The organism is Streptomyces sp. NPDC026589, assembly GCF_040638385.1.
Lineage (GTDB): Bacteria > Actinomycetota > Actinomycetes > Streptomycetales > Streptomycetaceae > Streptomyces.
Genome location: NZ_JBEZYG010000007.1, coordinates 271,561 through 296,445, shown reverse-complemented (window position 1 = coordinate 296,445; position 24,885 = coordinate 271,561). Strand labels below are relative to the sequence as shown.

The 24,885-nt window shown below is 69.7% G+C and carries 26 protein-coding genes and 1 pseudogene; 7 read left to right on the top strand and 20 right to left on the bottom strand.

From position 1 onward, the window contains the following. Window positions 1–94: 94 nt before the first annotated feature. From AB0F29_RS14955 to AB0F29_RS14905, 11 genes are all read right to left on the bottom strand, one after another. Window positions 95–1,342, bottom strand: coding sequence for an XdhC/CoxI family protein (locus tag AB0F29_RS14955; RefSeq protein ID WP_361871726.1), 1,248 nt, complete (start codon window positions 1,340–1,342; stop codon window positions 95–97). A 158-nt stretch (window positions 1,343–1,500) separates the two neighbouring features. After that, complete coding sequence (locus tag AB0F29_RS14950) at window positions 1,501–3,699, bottom strand: xanthine dehydrogenase family protein molybdopterin-binding subunit (protein ID WP_361871725.1); 2,199 nt, start codon at window positions 3,697–3,699, stop codon at window positions 1,501–1,503. Then, window positions 3,696–4,676: a xanthine dehydrogenase family protein subunit M gene (locus AB0F29_RS14945; RefSeq protein WP_361871722.1), complete on the bottom strand. Its 981-nt coding sequence runs from the start codon at window positions 4,674–4,676 to the stop codon at window positions 3,696–3,698. Before AB0F29_RS14945 ends, AB0F29_RS14950 begins: the two co-directional genes overlap by 4 nt. Window positions 4,677–4,682: 6 nt before the next feature. Beyond that, complete coding sequence (locus tag AB0F29_RS14940) at window positions 4,683–5,333, bottom strand: (2Fe-2S)-binding protein (RefSeq protein WP_361871720.1); 651 nt, start codon at window positions 5,331–5,333, stop codon at window positions 4,683–4,685. Between the two features lie 194 nt (window positions 5,334–5,527). Then, a complete protein-coding gene (locus AB0F29_RS14935; protein ID WP_361871718.1) occupies window positions 5,528–6,295 on the bottom strand; it encodes a glucose 1-dehydrogenase in 768 nt (255 codons plus the stop codon). Between the two features lie 140 nt (window positions 6,296–6,435). Further along, window positions 6,436–7,206 (bottom strand): SDR family oxidoreductase, encoded by a 771-nt coding sequence (locus AB0F29_RS14930; RefSeq protein ID WP_361871715.1) that lies wholly within the window; start codon window positions 7,204–7,206, stop codon window positions 6,436–6,438. Continuing rightward, a complete protein-coding gene (locus AB0F29_RS14925) occupies window positions 7,203–8,525 on the bottom strand; it encodes an MFS transporter (RefSeq protein WP_361871712.1) in 1,323 nt (440 codons plus the stop codon). The genes AB0F29_RS14930 and AB0F29_RS14925 overlap by 4 nt, the downstream gene beginning before the upstream one ends. 44 nt (window positions 8,526–8,569) lie before the next feature. After that, window positions 8,570–9,115 carry a cyclophilin-like fold protein gene (locus AB0F29_RS14920; protein WP_361871709.1) on the bottom strand — a complete coding sequence of 182 codons (546 nt, stop codon included), beginning with the start codon at window positions 9,113–9,115 and terminating at the stop codon, window positions 8,570–8,572. Continuing rightward, window positions 9,112–9,795: an SDR family NAD(P)-dependent oxidoreductase gene (locus AB0F29_RS14915; RefSeq protein WP_361871706.1), complete on the bottom strand. Its 684-nt coding sequence runs from the start codon at window positions 9,793–9,795 to the stop codon at window positions 9,112–9,114. The genes AB0F29_RS14920 and AB0F29_RS14915 overlap by 4 nt, the downstream gene beginning before the upstream one ends. 144 nt (window positions 9,796–9,939) lie before the next feature. After that, window positions 9,940–10,350, bottom strand: a complete 411-nt coding sequence (locus AB0F29_RS14910) for a cupin domain-containing protein (RefSeq protein ID WP_361871704.1) — start codon at window positions 10,348–10,350, stop codon at window positions 9,940–9,942. Window positions 10,351–10,379: 29 nt separating this feature from the next. Next, the gene (locus AB0F29_RS14905; protein ID WP_361871702.1) at window positions 10,380–11,396 is read right to left on the bottom strand and encodes a zinc-dependent alcohol dehydrogenase family protein; all 1,017 of its coding nucleotides are present in this window, start codon (window positions 11,394–11,396) and stop codon (window positions 10,380–10,382) included. 220 nt (window positions 11,397–11,616) lie between these two features. Between AB0F29_RS14905 and AB0F29_RS14900 the strand changes: the two genes are divergently transcribed. Continuing rightward, window positions 11,617–12,510: a helix-turn-helix transcriptional regulator gene (locus AB0F29_RS14900; protein WP_361871700.1), complete on the top strand. Its 894-nt coding sequence runs from the start codon at window positions 11,617–11,619 to the stop codon at window positions 12,508–12,510. Window positions 12,511–12,615: 105 nt separating this feature from the next. On the opposite strand, the gene AB0F29_RS14895 is transcribed toward AB0F29_RS14900, so the two are convergent. Both AB0F29_RS14895 and AB0F29_RS14890 read right to left on the bottom strand, forming a co-directional pair. Beyond that, entirely contained in the window at window positions 12,616–13,575 is a 960-nt protein-coding gene (locus AB0F29_RS14895) for an SDR family NAD(P)-dependent oxidoreductase (RefSeq protein WP_361871698.1), read from the bottom strand. A 269-nt stretch (window positions 13,576–13,844) separates the two neighbouring features. Continuing rightward, window positions 13,845–14,927: an alpha/beta hydrolase gene (locus AB0F29_RS14890; RefSeq protein WP_361871696.1), complete on the bottom strand. Its 1,083-nt coding sequence runs from the start codon at window positions 14,925–14,927 to the stop codon at window positions 13,845–13,847. Window positions 14,928–15,249: 322 nt separating this feature from the next. Here AB0F29_RS14890 and AB0F29_RS14885 point away from each other — a divergent pair, with 322 nt between their 5' ends. The 6 genes from AB0F29_RS14885 (at window position 15,250) to AB0F29_RS14860 (ending at window position 19,737) form a co-directional block, all read left to right on the top strand. After that, window positions 15,250–15,960, top strand: coding sequence for a DUF6152 family protein (locus AB0F29_RS14885; protein WP_361871694.1), 711 nt, complete (start codon window positions 15,250–15,252; stop codon window positions 15,958–15,960). A gap of 11 nt (window positions 15,961–15,971) precedes the next feature. Beyond that, complete coding sequence (locus AB0F29_RS14880; RefSeq protein ID WP_361871691.1) at window positions 15,972–16,454, top strand: DUF6644 family protein; 483 nt, start codon at window positions 15,972–15,974, stop codon at window positions 16,452–16,454. 519 nt (window positions 16,455–16,973) lie between these two features. Continuing rightward, window positions 16,974–17,345, top strand: a complete 372-nt coding sequence (locus tag AB0F29_RS14875; protein ID WP_361871690.1) for a DUF317 domain-containing protein — start codon at window positions 16,974–16,976, stop codon at window positions 17,343–17,345. Window positions 17,346–17,448: 103 nt separating this feature from the next. Then, the gene (locus AB0F29_RS14870) at window positions 17,449–17,730 is read left to right on the top strand and encodes a hypothetical protein (RefSeq protein ID WP_361871977.1); all 282 of its coding nucleotides are present in this window, start codon (window positions 17,449–17,451) and stop codon (window positions 17,728–17,730) included. A gap of 78 nt (window positions 17,731–17,808) precedes the next feature. After that, window positions 17,809–18,495, top strand: coding sequence for a DUF317 domain-containing protein (locus tag AB0F29_RS14865; RefSeq protein WP_361871974.1), 687 nt, complete (start codon window positions 17,809–17,811; stop codon window positions 18,493–18,495). 168 nt (window positions 18,496–18,663) lie between these two features. Beyond that, entirely contained in the window at window positions 18,664–19,737 is a 1,074-nt protein-coding gene (locus AB0F29_RS14860) for a hypothetical protein (protein ID WP_361871687.1), read from the top strand. 82 nt (window positions 19,738–19,819) lie between these two features. Here AB0F29_RS14860 and AB0F29_RS14855 read toward each other — a convergent pair whose 3' ends face one another. The 7 genes and pseudogenes from AB0F29_RS14855 to AB0F29_RS14825 form a co-directional block, all read right to left on the bottom strand. Next, complete coding sequence (locus AB0F29_RS14855; RefSeq protein WP_361871685.1) at window positions 19,820–20,515, bottom strand: hypothetical protein; 696 nt, start codon at window positions 20,513–20,515, stop codon at window positions 19,820–19,822. A 94-nt stretch (window positions 20,516–20,609) separates the two neighbouring features. Beyond that, the gene (locus tag AB0F29_RS14850) at window positions 20,610–21,053 is read right to left on the bottom strand and encodes a hypothetical protein (RefSeq protein WP_361871683.1); all 444 of its coding nucleotides are present in this window, start codon (window positions 21,051–21,053) and stop codon (window positions 20,610–20,612) included. Window positions 21,054–21,479: 426 nt separating this feature from the next. Then, window positions 21,480–23,228 (bottom strand): relaxase/mobilization nuclease domain-containing protein, encoded by a 1,749-nt coding sequence (locus AB0F29_RS14845; RefSeq protein ID WP_361871682.1) that lies wholly within the window; start codon window positions 23,226–23,228, stop codon window positions 21,480–21,482. Then, window positions 23,225–23,770 (bottom strand): plasmid mobilization relaxosome protein MobC, encoded by a 546-nt coding sequence (gene mobC, locus AB0F29_RS14840; protein WP_361871681.1) that lies wholly within the window; start codon window positions 23,768–23,770, stop codon window positions 23,225–23,227. Before mobC ends, AB0F29_RS14845 begins: the two co-directional genes overlap by 4 nt. Window positions 23,771–23,898: 128 nt before the next feature. Beyond that, window positions 23,899–24,072 carry a hypothetical protein gene (locus AB0F29_RS14835; protein WP_361871680.1) on the bottom strand — a complete coding sequence of 58 codons (174 nt, stop codon included), beginning with the start codon at window positions 24,070–24,072 and terminating at the stop codon, window positions 23,899–23,901. 160 nt (window positions 24,073–24,232) lie between these two features. After that, on the bottom strand, window positions 24,233–24,424 hold the full coding sequence (locus AB0F29_RS14830; protein WP_361871677.1) for a hypothetical protein: 192 nt from the start codon (window positions 24,422–24,424) through the stop codon (window positions 24,233–24,235). Further along, window positions 24,421–24,885 (bottom strand): annotated as a pseudogene (locus AB0F29_RS14825) (hypothetical protein); the annotation flags it as partial. The pseudogene AB0F29_RS14825 and the gene AB0F29_RS14830, both read right to left, overlap by 4 nt.

The window sequence follows — 24,885 nt, the reverse complement described above, 5'->3', positions numbered from 1 at the left end:
GTCCTTTGACAGCGAAGTTAGTCGTGTGCGGCCTGCTGACCTGGGTCCGACTAAATTGGTTGTCAACGAGCGGAGGTGTGCCAGGGGGCTGACATCACTTATCGCTCCGCGTCGCGGGCGTTGTGGTGGTGGCGTGTCCTGGGAGTGTGGCGTGGGCACGGGCGGTGGAGCGGTCGGCAGCGGCTTGGGCCGCCGCGTCGTGGCGGGTGGCCTGGTGGTTGGGGTCGTGGTGCGGTGCCGTCCGGTGGATGGGGCCGGTGCGCTGGGACAGAGGCAGGCCGCTGGCGCTGTTGGTGTGGGCGATGATCTCCGCGGTGATGGAGACGGCGGTTTCCTCGGGCGTGTGCGCACCGAGGTCGAGACCGATGGGCGAGTGCAGTTCGGCCAGCTGGCCTGCTGTAACCCCGGCCTCGACCAAGAGTCGCAGACGCTCGTCGTGAGTGCGGCGTGAGCCCATGGCGCCGACGTAGCCGATGGGCAGGGTGAGGGCCCGGCGCAGGAGCGGGATGTCGAACCTGAGGTCGTGGGTGAGGACGCAGATCGCCGTGCGTTCGTCCACGGTCGTGGAGTCCAGGTAGCGGTGGGGCCAGTCGACCACGACTTCGTCGGCGTGGGGAAAGCGGGCGGGGGTGGCGAAGACGGGGCGGGCGTCGCAGACGGTGACGTGGTAGCCGATGAAGCGTCCGGCCTGGCTGAGGGCGGCGGCGAAGTCGATCGCGCCGAAGATCAGCAGGCGGGGCGCGGGGGCGGCGACGTGGACCAGGACCGTCAACGGTTCGGGGCAGGTCGTGGCGGTGCCGCCGAGCGTGATGCGGTCGGTGCGGCCGGCCCGCAGCAGGGCCTGGGCCTGCGCGGCGACCATGCTGCGTACGTCTGTGTCCAGGTCGGTGCCCGAGAGGTGGCCTTCGCTGTTCAGGGCGAGGTAGCCGCCGAGGAGGTGCGCGGGGCCGTCCACGACCTGCGCAAGGGCGGTGGCCCGGCCTTTGGCCGCGTCGGTGAGGGTGGCGGCGAGGTGCGGGAAGTTGGCGGGGTCGATGCGCTGCACCAGGACGTCGAGTTCTCCACCGCAGGTCAGGCCGATGGCGAAGGCGTCCTCGTCTGAGTAGCCGAACCAGGCACGTTGCGGGGCCTGCTGGTGGTGGAGGACCTGCTGGCACAGCTCGTACACGGCACCTTCGACGCATCCGCCGGAGATGCTGCCCACGGCGGTGCCGTCTTCGTCGACCGCGAGCGAGGTACCGACGGGCAGAGGCGCGCTACCGGTGACGCCGACGATGGTGGCCAGGGCGAAGGGGCGGTGCTCGCAGCACCAGTGGCGCAGTGTGTCCGCGATGTTCAGCATGGGCTCTCTCCGCAGGTGAATCCCGGTGGCCGGACGGGTGGGTGGGCCGCCGCCGTCCAACGGGGGACGGGGCGGCGGCGGCCCGGTGGTCCGGCAGACGGTGCGTGTGACTGGCTGTCTGCCGGACGATTCGGCGTGTACCACAGGGGATGCACCGGTCAGAGGAGTGCTTCGGCGGTGATGGGAAGTTGGCGTACGCGTGTGCCGGTGGCGTTGAAGACGGCGTTGGCGATGGCGGGGGCGACGCCGACGTGGACGACTTCGCCGAGTCCCTTGACGCCGAGCGGGTCGGCTTGACGGTCCTCGCCGTCGAGGTAGATGGCCTGGATGTCGGGGACGTCGGCGTTGACGGGGACGAGGTAGTCGGCCAGGTTCGCGTTCACGATCCGGCCGTCGCGATGATCAGTGACGGTGTGCTCCAGCAGGGCGGTGCCGATGCCCGCGGTGATGCCGCCGATCGCCTGGCTCTGGGCGAGTTTGGGGCTGATGATGCGGCCGGCGTCGTACACGCCGAGCATGCGCCGTACCCGTACGAGGCCAAGGGTGGCGTCGACGGCGACCTCGGCGAAGGTGGCGTTGTAGGCGTAGAAGGAGTGCCGTTCCTTGGCCGGTGGCCCGGCGAAGGCGCCGTCGGCTTCAAGGTGGGTTCGGTTGTTGCGGGACAGCAGGCTTTTGTACGTCTCCCCTTGTGCCGGGTTGCCGTCCACGTACAGCCGCCCGCCTCGTACGACGACGTTCTCGGAGCCCACCCCGTACAGCGGTGACCGGCGGTCGTCGACGGCCATTTTGATGGCTTGTCGGCGGACTTGGTTGCAGCCGTCGAGGACGGCGGAGCCGACGCTGGCCATGGTCATGGACCCGCCGTGCGGCGGGGTCGGCGGGAACAGGGAGTCGCCGAGACGGAAGGTGACGGCGCGCATGGTCAGGCCGAGGGCGTCCGCGGCGACCTGGGTCTGGGAGGTGTAGGTGCCCGGCCCCATGTCGCTGGCGGCGGCGTCGACCACGGCGGTGCCCTCGGCGTCCAGGCGGACATGGGCCTGGGCCGGCATGCGGGCGGTGTCGTAGACCCCTGCGGCCATGCCCATGCCGATGAGCCAGTCGCCCTCGCGGCGCGAACGCGGCCTCTGCCTGCGGTGGTCCCAGCCGAACTCCCGGGCCCCGGTGGTGTAGCACTCGCTCAGGCGGCGGGTGGAGAAGGGCAGGTTCTTCGACTCGTCCTCGTTCGGTTCGTTGCGGCGGCGCAGCTCGATCGGGTCGATGCCGATCTTGTGGGCGAGTTCGTCCATGGCCGACTCGATGACGAACGAGGCGGTGGCGTAGCCGGGGCCGCGCATGTAGATGGGGGTGTTCACGTCCAGCGGCACGGTCCGGTACGTCTGGTGGACGTTCGGGGTGCTGTAGAGCATCTGTCCGGGCTGGAGCACCGCTTCGGTGAACGGCTCGTACGAGGAGGTCTCGGCGTCGATCTCGTGGGCCATGGCGGCGAGGCGGCCTTGCCGGTTGCTGCCCAGTTTCAGGCGGTAGCGGTAGGAGGGGCGGAAGCCGGTGCCGGCGTACTGCTGTTTGCGGGTCAGGACGAGTTTGACCGGGCGGCGGGCCTCGCGGGCGGCCAGGGCGGCGACGACGGTGTGGGGCCAGCAGCGCAGTCCGCTGCCGAAACCACCGCCGACGTACGGCGAGATGACCCGCACGGCGTCGGCGGGCAGTCCGAAGACGGTGGACAGTTCGGTCTGGGTGCCGACCACCCACTGGGTCTTGTCCCAGACGGTCAGCTGGTTGCCGCTCCAGCGGGCGATGGTGGCGTGCGGCTCCATGGCGTTGTGGTGGTTGCGCGCCATCTGGAAGGCCAGGTTCATCCGCACCGGCGCCTTGCGTAGAGCGTTCTCGGCGTCGCCGCGCTCGTAGGTGGTCGGCTTGCCGGCCTTCGCCTGCTCCAGCTCGGTCGAGGGCTTCTGCGCGTCGTAGCGGACCTCGACCAGACGTGCGCCGTGCTGGGCGGCCTCCAGCGTGGTGGCCACGACGACGGCGACCGGCTGTCCGTGGAAGAGGACCTTGTCGTCCTGGAAGACGCGCAGCCTGCGCCCGCCGGGCGGATTGTTCGAGGCCGGGTTCTCCTTGTAGGGGAGCTTGGGGGCGTTGCCGTGGTGGATCACCCGCAGGACACCGGCATGTGCTTCGGCCCGGCGGGTGTTGATGCCGGTGATGCGGCCGAGGCCGATCGTCGCGTCCACGACGACGGCGTGCACGACACCCTTGACATCGTGCTCGGCGGAGTAGCGGACCTGGCCGGTGACCTTGAGGCGTCCCTCCACGCGGGAGAGCGGGGCGCCGACGGCCGCCTGCGGCTGCGGGCTCATGCGTGTCCTCCAACGGTGCGGAGCTGGCGTTCGACGGTCCGCTGAAGCAGCTCGACCTTGAAGCGGTTGTGGGCGAGCGGGCGCGCCCCGCGGGTCGCCTCCTTCGCGGCGGCCTTCCACAGGGCTGCGGAGGGCCGCTCCCCGATGAGGTGGTCCTCGACCGCGGGCAGCTTCCAGGGGATGGTGCCGACTCCGCCGGCAGCGACCTTCGCCTCGCGGATCACGCCGAGCCGTACGTGCAGGGCGACGGCGGCCGAGGTGAGGGCGAACTCGTAGGACTGCCGGTCGCGGACCTTCAGATACCCGGAGGCCAGCGGACGCGGCAGCGCCGGAATCTCCACCGCGGTGATCAACTCATCACGTCGTAGAGCTTGTTCGCGACGCGGGGTATTGCCGGGTGGAAGCAGGAAGTCGGCGAAGGGCAGCTGGCGTTCGCCATCGTGTCCCAGTAGGTGGACGCTTGCTCCGAGGGCGGTGAAGGCGACGGCGGCGTCGGAGGGGTGCGTGGCGACGCATGCCGTGGAGGTGCCGAGGATCGCGTGGGTGCGGTTGTACCCGTCGCGGGCTCCGCAGCCGGATCCGGGGTCGCGTTTGTTGCAGGCGGCGGTGATGTCCCGGAAGTAGGTGCAGCGGGTGCGCTGCATGATGTTCCCGCCGATGGTGGCCATGTTCCGCAGCTGGGCCGAGGCGCTCAGTTCCAGCGCCTGGGAGATCACCGGGAACAGGGTGCTCACCTTGGGGTGGGCGGCTGCCTGGGCCATGGTGACCAGAGCACCGAGCCGCAGGCCGCCGCGCTCGGTGGCCCGGATCTCATCCAGCGGCAGGGTGCTGATGTCGACGACCGTGCCGGGGTGCTCGACGCCTTCGCGCATCAGGTCGACCAGGGTGGTGCCCCCGGCGATGTACCGGCCGCCGGTCCGTCCGGCGGCCAGGGCCTCACGGGTGCTGGCGGCGCGGGTGTAGGTGAAGGGCTGCATGGGTCCTCACTTCTTTCCGGCGGCCTGCTGGACGGCGTTCACGATCTTCGGGTAGCAGCCACAGCGACAGATGTTGCCGCTCATCCACTCGGAGATCTCCTCCCGCGAGCCGGTGTGGCCCTCCTTGATGCAGGCGACACCGGAGAGGATCTGGCCCGGTGTGCAGTAGCCGCACTGGAAAGCGTCCTGGTCGATGAACGCCTGCTGCAAGGGGTGAAGTCGGTCGCCGTCGGCCAGGCCCTCGATCGTGGTGACCTCGGCCCCTTGCGTCCGTACGGCGAGGGTGAGACAGGCGTTCCGTCGGCGTCCGTCGACCAGGACAGTGCAGGCCCCGCAGGCGCCGGCGTCGCAGCCCTTCTTCGAGCCGGTCAGCCCCAAGTGCTCACGCAGCAGGTCCAGCAGGGAGGTGCGGTTGTCGACCGTGACGGTGTGGCGGATGCCGTTGACGGTCACGGTGAGACGGCTGGACGGGGCCGCAGGGGCGGCTGCCGCTTCGGGCTGCGTCAGCAGATCGGTACCGAGGACGGTGCCGGCGACCACGGCGGTGCCGACCGCTGTGCCGGTGGCGATGAAGGTGCGCCGGGTCGGCGCGATGCGCGATTCTGGGCCGGTGATCTCGCCTGTGGCGGATTCTTGCGGGACGGGTTCGGTGGGCATGTGGAGACCTTCGCGTCGTGGACAGGGTCAACAGCACAGCGGTGGCGCCCGTGCGGGAGGGCATGGCGGGATCGCCCCCTGGCGGCCAGGGGGCTGAAACCGGATCGTGATCGGGTCGTGCGGAACCGAAGCCGGGGTCGGTGGTGCCGGGGCGGGGGCCGAGCGGCGTGGACTGTCCGGCCGGAGGTGGGTGGTTACTGGGCGGTGTAGCCGCCGTCGACGGGCAGGGCGATGCCGGTGATGTAGCTGGCGCCGTCGCTGCAGAGCCACAGGACGGCTTGGGCGATCTCGTCGGCGGTGCCGAGCCGGTCGATGGCCTGGCCGGCTTCGGCCTGGGTGCGGTCGAGTTCGCCGCCTTCGACCATGGCGTCGACCATGGGGGTGCTGATCGTGCCGGGGCACACGGCGTTGATCCGCACGCCCCGGGAGCCGTATTCGAGGGCGGCGCTCTTCGTCAGGCCGATCACGCCGTGCTTGGAGGCGTGGTAGGCGGCGCGCCCGGGGTTGCCGACGAGGCCGCCGAGTGAGGAGCAGTTCACGATCGCGCCGCTGCCCTGGGCGCGCATGTGGCGCAGTTCGTGCTTCACGCTCGCCCAGATGCCTCGGAGGTTGATGTCCTGGACGCGGTCGAACTGGTCGGCACTCTCGTCGGCGGCGTCGGTGGGCGGGGGCATGATGCCGGCGTTGTTGTAGGCCATGTCGAGCCGTCCGAAGGCTTCGACCGTGCGGTCGACGGCGGCGGCGACCTGGTCCTCGTCGGTGACGTCGCAGACGAGCGCGAGGACCTGGTGGCCCTCGTCGGCGAGCTGATTGGCGGAGGCGTTGACGGCGTCCTCGTTGATGTCGGCGAGGGCGACGGCCGCGCCTGCTTCGGCGAAGGCGCGGGCGGTGGCCAGGCCCATGCCGGAGGAGGCGCCGGTGATGAAGGCGACCTGGCCGGTGAAGTCGTAGGTGGGGTTCATGTGTGATCTCCCGTCGAAAGGTTGCGCAGGGGCAGGGCTGCGTGGCCCCGGTGTTGTCGTTCATCAGCGGTTTCGGGTGGGTGGGTGCGCGGTCCCTCGAAACCGCCGCATACCTGGTTGTGCTAGTTGGGTACGGGGGTCTATCCGACGGTCTGGCCGCCGTCGACGACCATGGCGTGGCCGGTGGTGAAGGAGGCGGCGTCCGAGCAGAGCCACAGGACGGCGGAGGCGATCTCTTCGGGCAGGCCGAGGCGTCCGATGGGCTCGTCGGCGATGAGCGCCTCACGCCCACCGGGAACGGTTTGTGCGTGCCGCTGGATCATGACGGTGTCGATGATGCCGGGGCAGATCGCGTTGATGCGGATGTTCTGGGAGGCGGTGTCGAGGGCTGCGGAGCGGGTCAGTCCGATGACGGCGTGCTTGGAGGCGGTGTAGGCGGCGGAGCCGGGGAACCCCTTGACGCCCGCACCGGAGGAGGCGTTGACGATGGCGCCTGCTCCCTGCTGGAGCATCAGCGGGATCTGGTACTTCATGCACAGAAAGGCGCCGGTGGTGTTGACGGCGAGGATGCGGTCCCAGTCGTCCTTGGCGAGGTCGGTGATGAGCTGGGTCGGCTGTTCCACGCCGGCACCGTTGAAGGCGGCGTCCAGACGCCCGAACGTCTGGATGACGGCGTCGAGGGCGGACTTCACCTCGTCCTCGTCGGTGACGTTGCAGGTGACGGACAGGGCCTGCCCACCGGCTTCGGTGATGAGCCGTTCGGTCTCCTGCAGGCCGTCGGTGGAGGTGTCGGCGAGGGCGACGCAGGCGCCTGCCTGGGCGAAGGCGAGGGCGGTGGCCCGGCCGATACCGGAGGCGGCTCCGGTCACGAAGGCCACCTTGCCGCTGAAGTCGGGGTAGATCGTGGTCACGACGGGCTCCTCATCTCGGGGGGTGGGGGTTGCGGAAGTGGTTCAGCAGGTGCCGGGGGCCAGCGACGGGTCGGCGCCTGCTTTTTCTCGGTGCGGGACCGGTCGAGGGCCGGGGCGGCGCGCTGGGCGACGATGCGGGGACGGCCGGCGGGGCTGAGGGTGGCCAGGGCGATCAGCGGCACCACGGTGAGTGCGGCGAGTACGGCTCCGACCAGGGCAGGACCGGTCAGGCCGAGAGACGAGGCCAGGGCCTGTCCGGCGATGGCCGATCCGATGGCAATGCCCGTGTTGTACGCGGAGGTGGTCAGCGCCGAGGCGAGCGTGGGTGCATCGCCCGCGAAGCGCACGACGAGGGAGGTCAGGACCGGGTTGACGGCGAATCCGGTCAGGGCCATGAGGAAAATCAGGGCAACAGCCGTGACCGGGCCGTCCGAGAGCGGGATCACCAGCAGCAGGGCGAGGGCGGCTGCGACTGCGGCGGTGATCGTCGTGGTCATGGGCCGGTGGTCGCCCAGGCGTCCGCCGATGGCGGTGCCGCCCAGAGCGCCGATGCCGAAGGCGATCAGGACCAGCGGTACGACGGCTGCCGGGATGCCCGCGCGGCCGGTCAGCAGCGGGGTGATGTAGGTGTAGACGGCCATGATGCCGCCCATGATCAGTACTGCGGCGCCCAGCGCCAGCCACAGCCGTCCCTGTCGCAGGGCCAGGACCTCGGCCCGCACCGACACCTCGGCCCGCTGTTCGGCAGGGGGGATGAACCGGCCGACAAACGCGGCGGCCAGGGCGGCGAGGACGGCCAGTGCCCAGAAGGGGCCGCGCCAGCCGGTGTAGTGGCCGACGAACGAGCCGATCGGGACGCCGACGACGTTGGCCAGGGTGAGGCCGCCCATCATCACGCCCACTGCTCGGGTGGCGCTCGCGGGCCCTGCGGCGGCGGTGGCGATCACGAAGCCGACGGCCCAGAACGCTCCGGTGGCCAGCGCGGTCACCACCCGAGCGGTCAGGACGACGGTGAAGGAGGTGCTGAGCGCGGCGACGACGTGTCCCACTGCGAAGACGGCGAGTGCGCCGATCAAGGTGTGGCGCTGGGGCAGGCGCAGGGTGGCTATGGCCATGGTGGGCCCGCCGACGATCATTCCGACGGCGAAGGCGGTGATCAGCAGGCCGGCGTGGGAGACGCTCACGTCCAGGTCGGCGGCCATTTCGGGCAGCAGTCCGGCGATGACGAACTCGGTGGTGCCCATCAGGAACGTGCCGGCGGCGAGCACCCAGACGACGAAGGGGAGCTTGCCGGGGGCGGACCCGGTGGCGGAGGGCATGTGAAAGCTTTCTCCCGTACGAGGAGGGGCGGTGGGCGGCGTGGTCAGGAAGCGGCCTCGATGCTGATCCGCTCGGCCCTCGACAGCTGGTCGGCGTCGGCGTCGATGTGGCCAAGGATCAGCAGGTCGGTGGAGGCGGAGGGGCCATCCTTGTAGAAAAAGGCGAGGTTGCCCCACGGTGCGAAGTAGGCGATGTCCCCGGTCTTCGGTGCCTGTGGTTCGGGGGCGCCTTCGGTGGTCAGCTTCCGCGGCGGGTCGGCGATCCGCTCGGTTCCGTGGAAGTCCTTCAGATCCAGAGTGAGCGGGAGGAGGGAGGCGAGGTCGCGGGCGGCGGGGCTGTCGTTCAAGGTCGCCTCGACGGGCTGGCCGTCGAGGGTGGCGCGGATGTCCATCGGAGTGCTCCTGTCTGGGCCGGACGAGCTCGCCGACCCTGGAGTCTGCGGCTGCCCGGACGCGGGGGCGGACGATGAGGTGGACGCGGTGGCCGGGGGCTGCTCGGCGGGTGAGTCGTCGGAGCAGGCGGTCGCGGCGAGCAGCAGTACGCCGGTGGTGGCGGTGGCGGTCAGGGCCCGGCGAAGGGCGGAGGTCATGGGGTGCCGTCCTGCGGGTCGGGCATGGGCTCGGAGTAGTGGCGGAACCCCTTGCGGCCGGTGTGCAGGGCGTACAGCCGCTCGGCCAGCGCCTGGGGGCTGGAGCGCTCGGAGTCGGGGCTGATCGCCCCGGGCACGATGAGCTGCGTGACGTGGATGTTCTCGTCGGCGAGCGCGGCGTGGAGCATCTGCGCGTAGGCGCTTTCGGCGGCGAACGCGATCGAGGTGCCGGCCACGTTCGGGTTGGGTCGTACGGCGCTGGAGCCGTTGACGAACAGCAGGGTGCCCCGGCCTAGCTCCCGCATGCCGGGCAGGACCGCGTTCACGCAGGTCAGCGGCCCTTTGACGGAGAAGGCCAGGGGGTCGTCCAGGTCGGCTGCGGTGGTGTCCAGGACGGGCTTCATGAAGTCGCCGCGGGGCACCGGGCTGAACTGGAGAATCTCGACGGTCCCCAGGGTCTCCGCAGCTTCTTGCAGGGCTGCGGTGAGGGAGGCGGGGTCGAGGACGTCGGCGGTGAAGCCACGTGCGTGGATGTTCTCCCTGGCCAGTTCGGCTGCCAGGTTGTCCTGGTGCTGTGCGCTGCGCGAGAGGAGAGCGACGCGGTGGCCTGCCTGGCCGAAGCGACGGGCGGCGGCCAGCCCCAGGCCGGGGCCGGCGCCGACGAGAGCGAAGGTGGTCACGGGAATGCTCCTCAAGAACGTGGGTGGTGGCGGGCCTCACCAGGCCCGGATAACGCGCGGCGTGGTTCACGGGGACGGGCCGACGGTGCACCCGTTCGTGCGCGGCCGTGCAGCCTCTTCGGCGACGTGAACCAGGGCTCGGGTTCAGCTGGTGGCCGGGGCTGCGTGGTACTCCGCGTCGGTTACGGGGGTCAGCCAGTGCACGACGTCGTGGTCGTCGTCGCCCTCGTTGATGGCGAGGTGGACCATCAGACGGTTGGGTGCGGCTCCGTGCCAGTGCTCCTCGTCGGCCTCGAACAGGACGCGGTCGCCGGGCCGGATGATCTCCACTGGTCCGCCCCGGCGCTGGCACAGGCCGACCCCTTCGGTGACGAAGACGGTCTGGCCCAGCGGGTGGCGGTGCCAGTGGGTGCGGGCGCCGGGCATGAAGTGCACCAAGTTCGCGGTGACCCGGGACGGGGTCGGGGCCGCGGCGACGGCGTCGATGTAGACGTCGCCGGTGAACCAGTCCGCCGGGCCCTTGGCGGTGTCGATCGAACTGCGTGTGATCTGCATGGTTCCTCCTCGTGTGGTCGACAGCCGGGTCAGGGGGTGAGGAGGGTTTTGATGGCGCGGCGCTCGTCCATGGCCTTGTAGCCCTCGGCGACCTGGTCGAGGGGGAGGGTGAGGTCGAAGACCTTGCCGGGGTCGATCGCGCCGGCAAGGACGCGGTCGATGAGGTCGGGGAGGTAGCGGCGTACAGGGGCGGGGCTGCCGCGCAGGCCGGCGTGGGAGAAGAACAGTTCCTGCCCGTCGATGGCGACCTCGTGCGGGACGCCGACGAAGCCGACGTTGCCACCAGGGCGGGTGGAGTGCAGGGCCTGGCTCATCGACTCGGCGGTGCCGACGCACTCCAGGACGCTGTCGGCGCCGATCCCGCCGGTCAGTTCCTTGATCCGGGCGATGCCTTCCTCGCCGCGCTCGGCGACGATGTCGGTCGCGCCGAACTCGCGGGCCAGCTTCTGCCGGGACTCGTGACGGGACATGGCGATGATCCGCTCCGCGCCCAGCTGCTTCGCGGCGATCACCGCGCACAGGCCGACCGCGCCGTCACCGACGACCACGGCGGTGGAGCCGGGCTTCACCTCGGCCGCATCAGCGGCCCACCAGCCGGTACCCATCACGTCCGAGACGGCCAGCAGACCCGGCCAGAACGTCTCGTCCGGCACACCGTCGGTGGCCACCAGGGTGCCCTGGGCGTTGGGGATGCGGACGTACTCGGCCTGGCAGGTGGACATGAACTCGCGGTTCAGGCAGCTGGACTGGAAGCCGTTGCGGCAGTTCGCGCAGGTGTTGTCCGAGGTGGCGAACGAGCCGACGACGAACTGGCCGGGCTCGACCGAGGTGACCTCGCTCCCGACCTCCTCGACGAATCCGACGTACTCGTGACCCATCGGGTGGGCCTGGTCGGTGGGCTCCGCACCGCGGTAGGGCCACAGGTCGGAGCCGCACACACAGGTCACGGCCGTGCGGATGACCGCGTCGGTGGGCTTGAGGATCTTCGCGTCGTCCACCGTCTCGAAACGGATGTCGCCGGGGGCGTGGATCACTGCTCCGCGCATGAGAGATTCCTTTGCGTTACCTGGTACAGAGTGCGAACCCTGGAACACGGGCGGTGTACCGCCCGGCCGGGTGCGGAGCCCCCGGTTCCCGACTGGCGGGCGGGAGTGGGAGCACCACCTTTTCCAGGTAACGCCTCTTCCGCGCGCGGAGCGAGTTACTGACAAGGGGTGTACTGGCAGTGCATCCCTTCGGCCGTGTGCGCGGCGTACCGTCGGAGGCATGGACAACCGTGAGGAGGTCCGCGAGTTCCTCACCTCGCGGCGCGCGAAGATCACCCCCGCCCAGGCCGGACTGCCAGGAGGCTCCCGGCGCCGGGTGCCGGGCCTGCGCCGCAGCGAGGTCGCGGCCTTGGCCGACATGAGCGTGGAGTACTACTCGAAACTGGAGCGCGGCAACATCGCCGGCGTCTCCCCGTCCGTTCTCGAAGCCCTTGCTCGCGCCTTGCGGCTCGATGATGCCGAGCGCGCTCACCTGGTGAACCTGGCCCAGGCCGCCGACGGCTCCGACGCCCTCACCCGCCCCCGCCGCCGGCGTACGAAGGAGCAGTGGAAGCCGCACCGCAGCCTGCAGTGGACCCTGGACGCGATCACTGCCGGTCCCGCGTTCGTCCGCAACGGCCGCATGGACATCCTCGCCGCGAACCCGCTCTTCCGCGCCTTCTACACCGACCTCTACGCCACCCCGGGCAACCAGCAGAACCTGGCCCGCTTCACCTTCCTGGACCCCGCTGCCCGCCGCTTCTACCCCGGCTGGGACTCCTTCGCCGACATCACCGTCGCCATCGTGCGGACCGAGGCCGGCCGCAACCCGCACGACAAGGACCTCCACGACCTGGTCGGGGAGCTGTCCACCCGCAGCGACGCATTCCGTACCCGGTGGGGCGCGCACAACGTCCGCCACCACAGCACCGGCACCAAGCACTTCCACCACACGGCTGTCGGCGACCTCTCCCTCGCCTTCGAGGGCTTGGACATGGCCGCCGCCCCCGGCCTCACCCTCACCATCTACACCGCCGAACCCGGCTCCCCCTCCGAAGAAGGACTCCGCCTCCTCGCCTCCTGGGCCGCCACCCAGGAAACCAACCCGGCCACCGAGCACACGGCCACGGGCTGACCGGCAACCTGAACGGGGGGCACCGAACCGAGCATGGTTCGGCGCCCCCGCCGTTCGTGGTCTCCCGCTCGTCGCCCGCTTCCTCGCGAACATGGGCCACCGGGCCTATCGCAGGGTGACCCCGGTGCGCCGGGCGTAGGCGTCGAGCAGGGCGTCCTGCTCGCGGGGGTCGCCCACCGAGGCGTGGACGTCGTCCTCCGGTTCACGGTGGAAGAAGAATCCGCCCGACCCTGTGCTCGCCCGGTCGGTGCCCTCGGCCAGCCAGAGCTGCGTCGCGTAGCCGGCGCGGAGGTCATCGGGGGCGTACGGGCCGTTGGCGAACCCCATCTTCGTCGGCACCCAGCCCGGGGCCACCGCATTGACCTGCAGACCGGGCCGCCGCCGGGCCACGGCCATGGCAAGGGTGAGGACCTGGAGCTTGCTGTCGTCGTAGGTGACGTCCGTGCCGCCCCCGCGCAGCTCCCCGAGCTTGAGGTCGCCGCCCAGGTGCAGGTCGGAGGTGAGGTAGAGCGACTGCCGGGGAGGAACCACCAGGCTCGTCAAGAGGTACGGGGAGAGCGAGTTGACGTTGAGGATCTCCTCGTTCGCCACGCCGTACTCCCCGGCGTTGTGGACGATGACGTCGAACGCCCCCAGCCTGTTGACCCGGGCGGCGAGCCTCCGCGTCTCGTCCAGGTTCGCCAGGTCTCCGGTGACGACGGACTCCAGGCCGGGGAGGTCACGCCGTACGTCCGCCGCACGCCGGTCGTTTCGCGCGTGGGCGACGACCCGGTGGCCGCGCGCCAGGAGACGCGCGGCGGTGAGCTGGCCCAGCCCTCCGGTCGAGCCGGTGACCAGGATTCGCTTGGTGTCCTTCTCGGCGAGCGGGCGGACGTGCTTCTGGATGTAGCGCAGCTCGTCGGCGACTTCCTGGGTGTTGTAGTCCCCGACGCCGAACCTGCCGCCGCTGCCCGACGCACGGCTGGTTCCGGTCGGCGGCCCGCCGGGTTTCTGCGCGGTGGAACAGGCGGCCAGGGTCCCCGCGCCAAGGACGGCAGCGGAGAAGAGGAGGGTACGCCGGGTCATGTCGGTCACGACGGACTGTCGCTTTCTCTTCCGGGGCGGCACGCACGCCGGGGGCGGTACGAAAACCGGTACACGACGGACCGTTCTCCCTGGCTGTCGAACGCACCGGCTGCATCACCGGCCCGTGTGCGAGGGCAGCCCAACTGGACGATGTCTCACGAGACTGCGAAGGCGGCGGCCCGCAGTGCGGTGCGCCGTTGCCACCGCCTTCGCGGCACCTGCCCATCGGCCGTCCCGGACGGATGGTCCGTCCGACACGGCCGATGGGATCAGAGGTGCTGGTCGAAGAAGCCGGTGAGCTTCCCCCACGGGATCAGGTCGACCTTGTCGTAGAGGTCGACATGCCCAGCACCGGGAACGATGTGAAGCTCCCTCGGCTGAGGGGCCAGAGCGTAGGCATCCTCGCTGTAGTACCGGGAATGCGCCCGCTCGCCCGCGATGAACAGCAGCGGACGCGGAGCGGTCAGCTCGATCTGCGCGAGGGGCATGAAGTTCGCGATCGCGCCGAGGCTGGTCAGGCTCAGCGGATGTGAGCGCGGGTGCTGGCCGCGCGGCGTCGCGTAGTACTCCGCGAACTCGTCCGCCGCGGCCTGCTGGGACGGCTTCAACGGCACCGCGCTCCCGCCGCCGTAGCGCACCTTCCCGCCCTCGAACTCCACCCAGCGTTGCTCGGCCGCCTCGGCCAAGGCCCGCTTGCGCTCCGCGACGGAGTTCTTCTCGGCCGGGACCGGGGCGTAGCCCTGGCCGTCGCGGTAGGCGCGGCCCATGTCGTACATGCTCACCGTCGCAACCGCCTTCATACGCGGATCGATCTGCGCGGCGCTGAGGGAGAACCCGCCGCTGGCGCAGACCCCGATGACACCGATCTTGTCCCGGGCCACGTACCGGCGGGTGCCGAGGTAGTCCACGGCCGCGCTGAAGTCCTCGACGAACGTCTCCGGGGAAGCGATGTTCCGCGGCTGGCCGCCGCTCTCACCGTTGTAGGAGGCATCGAACGCCAGCGTCACGAAGCCGCGCTCGGCCATGGTCTGCGCGTACAGGCCCGAGGTCTGCTCCTTCACCCCACCGAACGGGTGGCCGACGATCAGCGCCGACGCTCGGCCACGCAGCCGCTTCGGGCTGTACAGGTCGGCAACCAGCTCGATGCCGAGCCGGTTGCGGAACGACACCTTCTTGTGGTCGACCTTGCGGCTGCGGGGAAAGGTCTTGTCCCACGTCGACCCGCGCCGAGCCGTCTGCGCATGGGCAGTTGTACTGCCGGCGGCGGAGAGCGATCCGGCCGCGACAGCGGCGCCGCCCATCATCAGGATCTGACGCCGCTGCGGACCGCGCCCGCTCCCTGGTGCGGTCATGGATTCACGTGACTCGTCGGAAGTCATTCACTGGCCTTTCCGGATTTCGTGCATCTGGACGGATGAGGTGCCACTGATGCGTTCTGTCCCTGGCCAGGAAGCAACTCGGTACGACAGCAGGAGGGCTGCTGGTACCACTGGCTCAGGCGGCAGCGGCGGGATGGCTCACGAACGGACAGCTAACCGCGATCCCCAGCCGTGGGGGAGACCCTCCTGGGCGGTGTACTGCCAGGGCATCCTTCGGCAGGGACTCCCTCCCGCCCGCGGAAGGTAGTTCGCTGCATGTCGAATATCCCAAGCCGCACGGAAGGACCGACTCGGCATGCGTTCCATCACCACCGCGATACCGCCCGCCCGCAGCCGACGCACGAGGCTGGCGACGGCGTCCCTGCTCTCAGCGACGATGCTTCTCGCCTACTCGGCCGGTACCGCGCAGGCACATCACGGGTTCGACGACTTCGACACCGACCGCCTCTACTACATAGCGGGCACCGTCTCAGAGGTCCGCTGGGGCGAGCCGCACTCCTACTTCACCGTCACCGTCGAAGACGACCTCCCCGCCGATACGCCCGAGCACGACCTGCCGGACGGACTGCGGGACGCCGCCGACAGCGACCCCATCAACGCCGCACCGTCCTACGACGGGCCGCACGACGACCTGGCCGTCACCATCGCCCCGCCGAGCTTCACCTCGATGTGGGGCCTGGACCGCGAGCTCGACGACGGCGAGCGCATCGAAGCCGTCGGCTACATCGGCAAAAGCCACACCGACGAGTTCCGCCCCGTCGTGTTCTGGGCCGACGGGCAGCCCGTCAACCAGGTACTCAACGAAGAACTCCCCGCACAACCGCTGCCGGTCCCGTATCCCCAGGGCGACGGGCCCGCCTCCGGCACCGACCGGGACGCGCCGTCAGCCTCGGCGAACTCCGAGGGCACCTCCTCGGTGGCGGTGTGGGCAGGACTCGGCGCCGTGCTGCTCGCCACCATCACCGGTGGGGCCTTCTACCTGCGCGCCCGCTCGCGCCGGACGTGACGGAGCCCGCCATGAACGATGTCTTCTCCTGGCTGGAGAACACATGGCTCGCCGAGGCCGTCCGCAGCACGGCCTACCTGTACCCAGTGCTCGAAAGCGTCCACATCATCGGCATCGCCCTCCTCGTCGGTCCAGCTGCGGTCTTCGATCTCCGACTGCTCGGGATCGGCCGGGGGGTCTTCCGTGTGACGACCGCGGCCAACTACCTCCTGCGCCTGTCCCACATCGGCTTCGTGATCGCCGCCACCACCGGTGTGGCCATGTTCCTGCCCGGCGCGAACCTCATCGCCGACCGCGGCAGTGCTCCGTGGAAGCTCGGCCTCATCCTGATCGCCGGACTCAACATTCTGATCTTCCACCGACGCACCTACCGCGGCGTGGCCGAGTGGGACACCAACGAGCCGCCCCCCATCGCCGCCCACCTCGCCGCTGTCGTCTCCCTCACCACCTGGACGGGCGTCGCGATCGCAGGGAGACTCCTGGCCTACACCTGACCACCAACGCACAGCAGCGGCAGCCACTCAACCAGGAAACGGAGGAGTTCCGGGCCTGGATGGACCGGCTCTGGGCGGTGTAGCGGCGACGACCGGAGGTGCCACTGACAGGGGCCGGATCAAACGCCGGGTGACCGAAGGGCGTGAACCTATCGGTGATAAGCCAAGAACTGCCTCGGGCCGATGCGTTGTCCGTTAGTTCAGCGGCAGCAGCCAACTTTTGATGACGGTGTGTCGTTAACGCTCCCGGTTGTGGTCGGCACCTCGACGTACGGAGCAGCGCTCCCCCGCCTGTCGATACCGATATTCGACACCTCCAGCGCGATCACCCTTTCGACTAGATTCGCTGTCAGGAAATCCGAAACGACTGAGTTCGCTGTCAAACGCCTCGATTGAATGACAAAGGACAAGTTCGCCGGTGGCAGACAAGGAAGATCGCCCAAAGGACTGGTGGACGTTGCCACGGCATGTCAACCTAAACGACCTTCCCGGAAAACCCCAGGTCAGAGAGGTGATGCTGTGGCATTGAATGCGGCGCAACCTGGATTTGCCACGACGGTCGCGGCACTGCGGCTCCGCTCCTGGAAGCTGGGTGCCGGCCAGCCGATGGAGGTGATCGACCAGTTCTCGGACGCCGACTTCACCCACATCGTGGACGACCGGGCCGACGTGCACGTCAGCTCGCGCGACGGCCGCTTCTACCTCGGTTACTTCCCGAACGGCCGCCCCGGCGGCGCCGACGAGGACTGGGTGACGGGTGAGGGCTGGGTGATCACCGTCACCGGTACCGCGGGTGTGCTGGGGTACCGGATGGCCTTCGGTACGGACACGCCCGCGGAGATTGTCGCAGCTGTCGTGGCCCGGATCCTGGCCACCTCCCAGCCCCTGTGACCTGCAGTCCCCTTCCCTTCGTACGTGACGCGTACGCTGCCTCTGCTCTCGCGGCCCTGTCCGCCACCGCTAGGAGAATGCCTTGGACCCGCACGCGCCCGAGATGACCGTCGGTGACATCCTCGACCTGCTGTCCGCCTGCGACCGAGACACGCCTGTCCGGCTCGCCATCAACCCCTTCTTCCCCATGGCTCATCGTCTGGGCGCGGTGCACAAAGCGGTCGACGAGCGCGGCCGGCCGATGGTCTACATCGCCGAGTCCGAGGAGGCCGAGCAGTTCGGCCCCCTGCCGCCTGCTGTGGCCGTGGCTCTCACCTGGCAGGAGCCGGTGGAGGCGCCCCGACGCCGCCGACGCGGCGCGAACGGGCCGAACTCCGGCCAGTGATTCATCCCCAAACCTACGGAGGCGCCCCTGCACCCGCACCACCCCATCGAGCCCTCCCAGCCGGATTCGCCGGACCCGCTGTACTGGGTCACCCCGCGCCACCTGGCCGGCGATGACGGAGCCCTTGCCGAGCGGATCGGCGACACCCTGACCGGCCTCGGCTGGAACATGTGGCCGACCTCCCGCAACACCCTGCTCTACGTGAGCCCGGACGGACTGCGAGGCGCCGAGTGGATCCTCGCCGCCTACCCGTTCGAGCTGGGCGGCCTCCCCGTGGCCTGGCAGCTGTCGGCCCGTCCTCACGCCGCCTCGGCGCTGACCGAGTGGAACGCCTACTTCACCGCTGGCGTCCCGCACGAGGCCCTCGCCGACCTCCTGCTCGCGCTCGACGCCTGCGCCACACCCGATACCGGGTTCGAGGGTGCTGAGTCGGTGCTGACCGCGCTCGGTGCGCGGGGCTGGTGGCGTGACAGGGACCGCCCCGGCACGACCGCGACGGACCCCGGCTTCTCCGGCAGCGTCTCGCTCGAGATGCTGCCGCCGCTCATCCACGACGCCGACCCCCGGGACGACCTTCTGGGGTGGCAGGCGTGGGCGGAACCCGTGCTGGGAGCGCCGTACCTGTGGTGTGCGAGTTTCAGCGCGAGCGCACCGCACGAGCTGGTTGCCGCCTTCGCCTCCTCGCTCGCGGCACCCGGCCCGGTGCCGCGCCGGAGGCTGCCCGTAGGCGCGGAGCACCGGCTCACCGTCGTCCACCGCAGCTGACGATGATCGCGGGCGGCCGAAGAACGGGATACTTCGGGTGATACCCCCCCAGGCCCGGTGGTTCCGCTCCCTCCTCGGGAGTGACACCACCGGGCCTTCGCCGTACCCGTGTCGGGAAGGCGGCGGCGCCGTGAATCCAGGATCCGAGCTCTGAATAGGATCGCTTCCGTGGCAGTCAAACTGATAGGCAAAGGACCACTGCGCGGCTACCTCCTGGAAGAGGTGCTGGCCTGGTTGCTGCGTTCCAGCGGCTATGAAGTGCTCACGGCCAACGACGATAAGGACAAAGAGCCTTGGAAGGTCCTTAAAGAGGACAAGAATGGCTTGTTGGTCCGTGGGCGCGGGGCGTGGCACCAGGTCGACGCGCTGGGACAGTTCCGGTACGTCCCGCCGTTCTCGCTGCCTGTCCGCCTGTTTGTCGAGGCGAAGTATCTGACCTCGACGCGCGTAGGTCTGCCGACGGTGCGCAACGGGCACGGCGTGATTCACGACGTGAACGAAGGCGAGACCACGACGCTTACTGCTGCGGGTACGGGTCGGCCGAGAACGCGGTACCGCTACAACTACGCGATCTTCTCCACGTCCGGGTTCACCAAGGAAGCCCAGGATTACGCCCTGGCCCATCAGATATCCCTGATCGACCTTTCCGCTCCGGACTTCGCCGTACTGCGGAACCTTGTGCGGACCGCGTCCGACGCAATTCACGCAGCGCTCGAAGCCGCGCCCGCGGGCGAGCGGCCGACGGTGCACCAGATACGCGCGTATCTTCGCGGCCCACTGCTGGAGATGTACGTCGAGGACACGTACCTGCCCGATCAATTCCGTCGGCCCCTCGATGGACTCGCTAAGGCGCTGCGCAGCCGGTCGAAGTTGGGCCTGGTGCTGGCCTTTCCTGCAGCACCGTTCGTTCTGGGACTGGCGTCGAACGACCTCTACGGGTTCGTGAATTACGCGAGAGAGCACCCCACACACGCTGTGCGCGTGCGGCGCCTGCATCACTCGGCTTCGCATCCCGTCTGGGAACTGCGCTCGGCCGAGCACCCGCATATATACGCATTGAGGTTCAGCCTGCCGGAACGGGTGGAATCTTGGATCGTCGAACAGGACGAAGGAATGCCCTCGCGAACCCGGTATGTGAAAAGAAGCATGCTCTCGACCATGACCCTGTACTGGATGGACGGGGAGCACGCGCAGACATTTCAACTGCGCTACGAGCCCGGCGAACTGCGCCTGCAGGGCTAATCGGCTCATAAGCCGAAACCCCGGTGTCCGGGCCTGTCGAAGGGACAGGCCCGGACACCGGGGTTTCGGACGGTGGAGTGGGTCAGCGTGCGGTGCGGGCCTTGGTGAGCGCCTTGTCCAGGTGGGCTTCCACGAGGCCCGGCGAGCCAGAGACGATCACCAGGATGTTGCCGGAACGGACTGCCGTCTGCTTGACGACGCTGCGCTGCCCGCCGGCGGAGTAGGTAAGCAGCTGGCTCCACTGCTCGTCGCCGAGGTCGGGCGCGGCTGTCTTCTGCGTGCCCATGTCGATGACGGTGCTGCCCGACGCCACCTGGTAGGACGGGCAGGAGACCATCGCGTTGAAGACCTTCCCGATCCCGTTGGACAGCTTCGTCGCGCTGTCGCTGTACAGCTCCTCGCTCACCTCGGAGTTGGTACTGCCGGCGTAGGTGAAGGATGCCTTCGCCTTGCGGGTGAAGTCGAGGGTGGCCCCGGTGGACGCGTCGCTGCCGAGCTTCTCCAGCGCCGGGCAGCCGATGACGGTGACGTCGTCGTGCCGGTCAGCGGCTTGGGGCTTGCGGGTGTAGCCCTCGCCCAGGTCGCTCTCGTTCAGCAGCCGCTGGTTCAGCTTGGCCGACGAGAGCGGCGCGGACGCGGTGGCGCTGGGACCGCCCCGGTGCGCGGGTGCGGAGGATGCGGCCGAGGTGCCGGCGGGCTCGGTACTGCGGGAGCAGCCCGTCAGGGCGAGGACGGTGAGGGCGCTCAAGGCGAAGGCGGTCGTGGTGGAACGGCGCATGCGAAAACCCCTTGTGATGCGAGATGGGCGGTCTGACCAGGTCGGCCCTCCGGGTGCCGACGAACGCAGGGGCGGGGGAAGGGGTTTCGCGTCGTCAGTGGCCGAGGTGGCGCAGACCCTCGTCGAGGGTGGGGTGGAAGTGGTCGACCGGGCCGGAATTGCGGTTGTACCAGGCGGTGTCCAGGCGGGACTCCTTGGCCTCGTGGCCGGCCTCGCAGCGCAGCCACACCGAGTCGTCCCGCATATTGAAGACGATCCAGTTCCGGTACGCGCCGCAGTGGCACTGGTGGACGTCGCCGTCGATGACGAGCGGGAGATCCCAGCGCATCATGAACCCCGAGACGTCCTGGCGGGACGGCGCCCGGAAGTCCGCCGGCAGGAAATCGGGCACCACCGCGGACTCCGGCGCGGCATGGGCCGGCGCTGCGTGGGTGCCGGGGGCGTCCGGCAGCGGCAGTTCGGTGTGCATCGCCAGCACCGCCTGGCCGGCCCGCTGGGCTTCACGAAATTCTCGGTCCCCACGGTTGCGTCGGAACATGCCGTCTCCATCTCTCTCGTCTCGCCTGCACGAGCAGAGTGCCGTAATCCCCTGACCTGCTGCAACTCTAGAAATGTTGAACGCGGACGACTTGCCGGTGGACTTCGCCTCGGCACCTCCGTGCCGGGGCGTGGGTCGCTGTTTTCATTCCAGATCGGTTGCGGCACGTGCCGTTTGGGGCGGACGGGCGTTGCCCCGAGCATGCGAAGCACAGGTCCTTCAACGCTCCCGACGTAGCTGAGCGGCGCGTACTGGCTGGAGTCGCCGGTCATGGAGCACGCGACCGGCTGCCGGTGCCCCAGCACCCACGAGCCGCAGCCTGAACTGCGAAGCCCGCGGGCGCCGGAGGCGCGCACCATCATGCTGTGTATCGCAGGCGCCACCGTGATCATCACGGTGTGCGCCTCGGTGCTGTAAGCGCGGCGCTCAGCGCCGAGGTTCTCTCGTGCCAGTCCGCGTGGCCGAGGCATTCTGAGACGGCGGCGTCGCCTTCTTCCGTGTCTGCCCTTTCGATACGCCCTTCGTCGTGCTGCTCTCCGGCCCGGTCGAGGCGTCCGCGGGCAGATCAGCCAGCCGTCGCAGCCGCCATACCATCACGTTGCTGATCGATTCTGCGGTGTCCAGCTCGCGTCGCTCGGCGGCTTCCGCGAGGAGCGCGGCGGGGTCGTGGCCGGCGTTCTCGACGTCGGCGAGGGTGGCGGCCAGGGCGTGCCACCCGGGCTCGGCGAGGATCTGCTCGGCCAGCTCTGGAACCGCCCGCCGGAGATGGGCGGCCTGCTTGCGCTGGAGGGGGTGGGACAGGCGGCGACCGCGCTGGTGCATCACGCCGAGGTAGGGGGGCGCGGCGGCTTGGTAGGCGGCACGCAGGTGGTCGGCGGCCTGGCGGGCAGCAGCGGCCTGCTGGGCGTGCTCCTTCTTCACGTGCCAGTGGGCGGCGGCGCTGACCAGGAAGAACGCCATGTCGATGAGCATGGCGGTGGTGGCACCGTCCTCCCCGCGGCCGAGGGCTGGACCGCTGTAGACGAGATCTCGGGCAGCCTGACGCAGGGCACGGTCGTGGCCTCGCTCGGCCTGGATGTGGGAGCGAGTCGCCCGCTCGAACGCCCAGGCGGCATCTCTCAGTTCACGGCGGGTGTGCGCGGCTGAGGTCTTGGCGAGCGCGTCGAGGACCTCGCCGGCTGCGGCGAGGTGCGCGGCGATCTGCCCGTCGTCGCCCTGGTCGAGGATCAGCACGGCCTGCCAGACCGCTGTCGTCGCCTGCCGCCGAGCGGCCGACGGGCTGATACGGGGCGAGCTGGAGGAGCGGTCCGTGGCGGCGTCGCTGTGGTGACCGGTGAGGTCGTCAGCCCACCGTTTGCGGATGCGGGGCAGGGAGAGGTCGGGCGCGAGGGTGGAGCCGGAAAAGTAGATCGGCTCCTGGTCCTCGTTGCGGTCGTCCGGCAACGCGACCTTGTAGCCGAGCAGATCACCAGAGGGTGCGGTGCGCTGGCGGATCAGGAGGCCGGCGGCGGCCAGGCGGTCGAAGAACTCCTCCTCGCTGGCGACTCCGGCTGCGGCGCGGCGCACGGTCTCGCGCAGCTCCTCGCGTGGGGTGCGTTCCTTACCCTGGCGGTCGGCCTTGTGGCGTTCGGCGCTGGTGGGGCGTTTCGCGGCGGTTCCGTCGCCGACGTTCAACCGGCGTAGCCCGTAGTCGATTTCGACCTTTCGGGCTTCGGCCTGGGAGCGGGCGCCGTCCTGGCGGATGCGGGCCTGGCGGCCGTCCTCACGTACGACGGTGGCGACGATGTGGATGTGATCGTCGGCGTGCCGGACGGCCGCCCAGCGGCAGGCGGCGTCGTCGCCTTCGGGGGCGATGCCGGTGGCGGCGACCATGCGGCGGGCGATGTCGGCCCACTGCTCGTCGGTGAGGATCGGATCCTCCGGCGCGGCGCGTACGGACAGGTGCCATACGTACTCGTCGGGCCTGGCGCTCTCGGGCAGAGCCATGACGGGCTGGTCGAGCAGGCGCTGCAGGTCACCGTACGTGGACTCCGAATCGGGGACAGGGTCGGGGGCCTGGCTGTCCCACGCGGCGACCAGGTGCGGATTGACGTGCTCCTCGGCCTTGCCGGGACCGTACAGGTAGGCCACCAGTCCGCGGGTGTCATGGCCCATGTCGTGGACTCTGGGGATCACGTGGCCGGGCGCTCGCTGTCCAGGTAGTGCTGGGTGAAGGTGTCCACGCGCCTGGCGGCACGGTGCACGGCAGAGAGGACCGCTTCGGCGTGCGGGGCATCGCCGCCTGAATTGAGCGTCTTGGCAACCTGGTTGACGTTGTTGCCGACCTGTCCGAGGTGGCGCCGGAGGCTGAACAGCTCGGCGAGCATTTCGCGTTCGCCGGCGATCTCGGATGCCGTGCGCGTCAGGTCGCGCGCGGCGCTAAGGGCTGCGTGGGCGAGGAAGCCGGACGGCGTCATGGCGCACGCGGCTGCGGCGTCGAGGACGGACTGCTTCTCGTTGTCGCTGAAGCGGCTGGCGATCAGGTGCTTGCGCTTGCTCGACTTGGTCTTCGGCGCGCGGTTGCGCGCGGGCGGCTGGCTCGACGGCGCGCTCGCGTGGTACGTGCAGTGCGGGTTGTGGCACGGGTGGGCGGCTGTCTGTTCCTCCTGGGGATGCCGGCCGCCCTCGGTCGCATCCCCTCGGTCCGGCGCCCCCCGGCGCGGGACCGCCTCCGCCACCCCCGGGGCGGAGGACGCGAGAGTATTACTCCCAACGGGAGTAGTACTCTCGCACCAACTTGCTCGCGGTGAGGTCGAGTTGGTCGCGGGCTCACCGTGCGCATGAGCGGGGGGTGTCGTCGGGTTCGTCATCGGGTGCGGTTCCTCGTGGTGCGGATGCGGTGCTGGATGTCGGCGGCGAGTTCGACCATGGCGGCCGGACCGTTAAGCACGCGGACTGGGGACTCGGGGCGGTCCTGGGTGAGCCACTGGCCGTTGGGGGCCAGTACGGCTGCGTGCAGGAGCTGGTGCCGTACGAGCACTTCCGCCCAGGCGCCGGCCTCGGTGGTCGACGGGGTGCGCGTACGTGGATTGCGGGCAGGAATGGCGACCCCTCCATCACATGGGACGGGTCGCCCGACCAAGGCCGGGCCACCCGACGGAATACAGAGGGCAGGCACGTGACCTGCCCCTTTGCAGGTGTCAGCCGCACTCGGGACAGCGGTCGAGGTGCCGATTCAAGGCCCGCGCCATGTTCCGCTTCACGGAGAAGGCGTTCTTCGCGCTCGTCTTCGCCGATGTCGATCCCTGGTGACGCTCGCAGTGAGCGCGCAGGAACCGGATGTCCTGCTCAAAGCCGGACTTGATGGTGGCGAACCGATGGCAGTTCTTCATCGGGCCGTGCTCCTTGTCGTGGTGGTGGCCGCCTCGTCCCGCAGTCGCTGCAGGACAGGGGTCAGGCGCTCGTTGCGTCCGCCCGGCAGGTTCAGGGCGCGGAGGATCTCCCGGAGCTGGGTGCGGGTGACCGACTCGTTGCCGTCCCGTTCCAGCAGCTCGGGCACATGCGGACGAACCCGCTCGACCGTCTGCTCGACAGTCAGCCGGGGACCGTTCCGCCGACGCTTGTCCTTCCCGGCTTGCGGACGGTTTCGCGCGCCCTTCTGCGGCGGCTTGCGATGCAGGGGGACGGTGTGGGGACGGTCCCCGTCGGGCTCGGTCCCCGCATCGGTGTCGGGGTGTTCCCGGTCCCCGTTGCCGTTGGGGACGGTGTGGGGACGGTCCCCGTCGGGCTCGGTCCCCGCATCGGCGTCGGGGTGTTCCCGGTCCCCGTTGCCGTTGGGGACGGTGTGGGGACG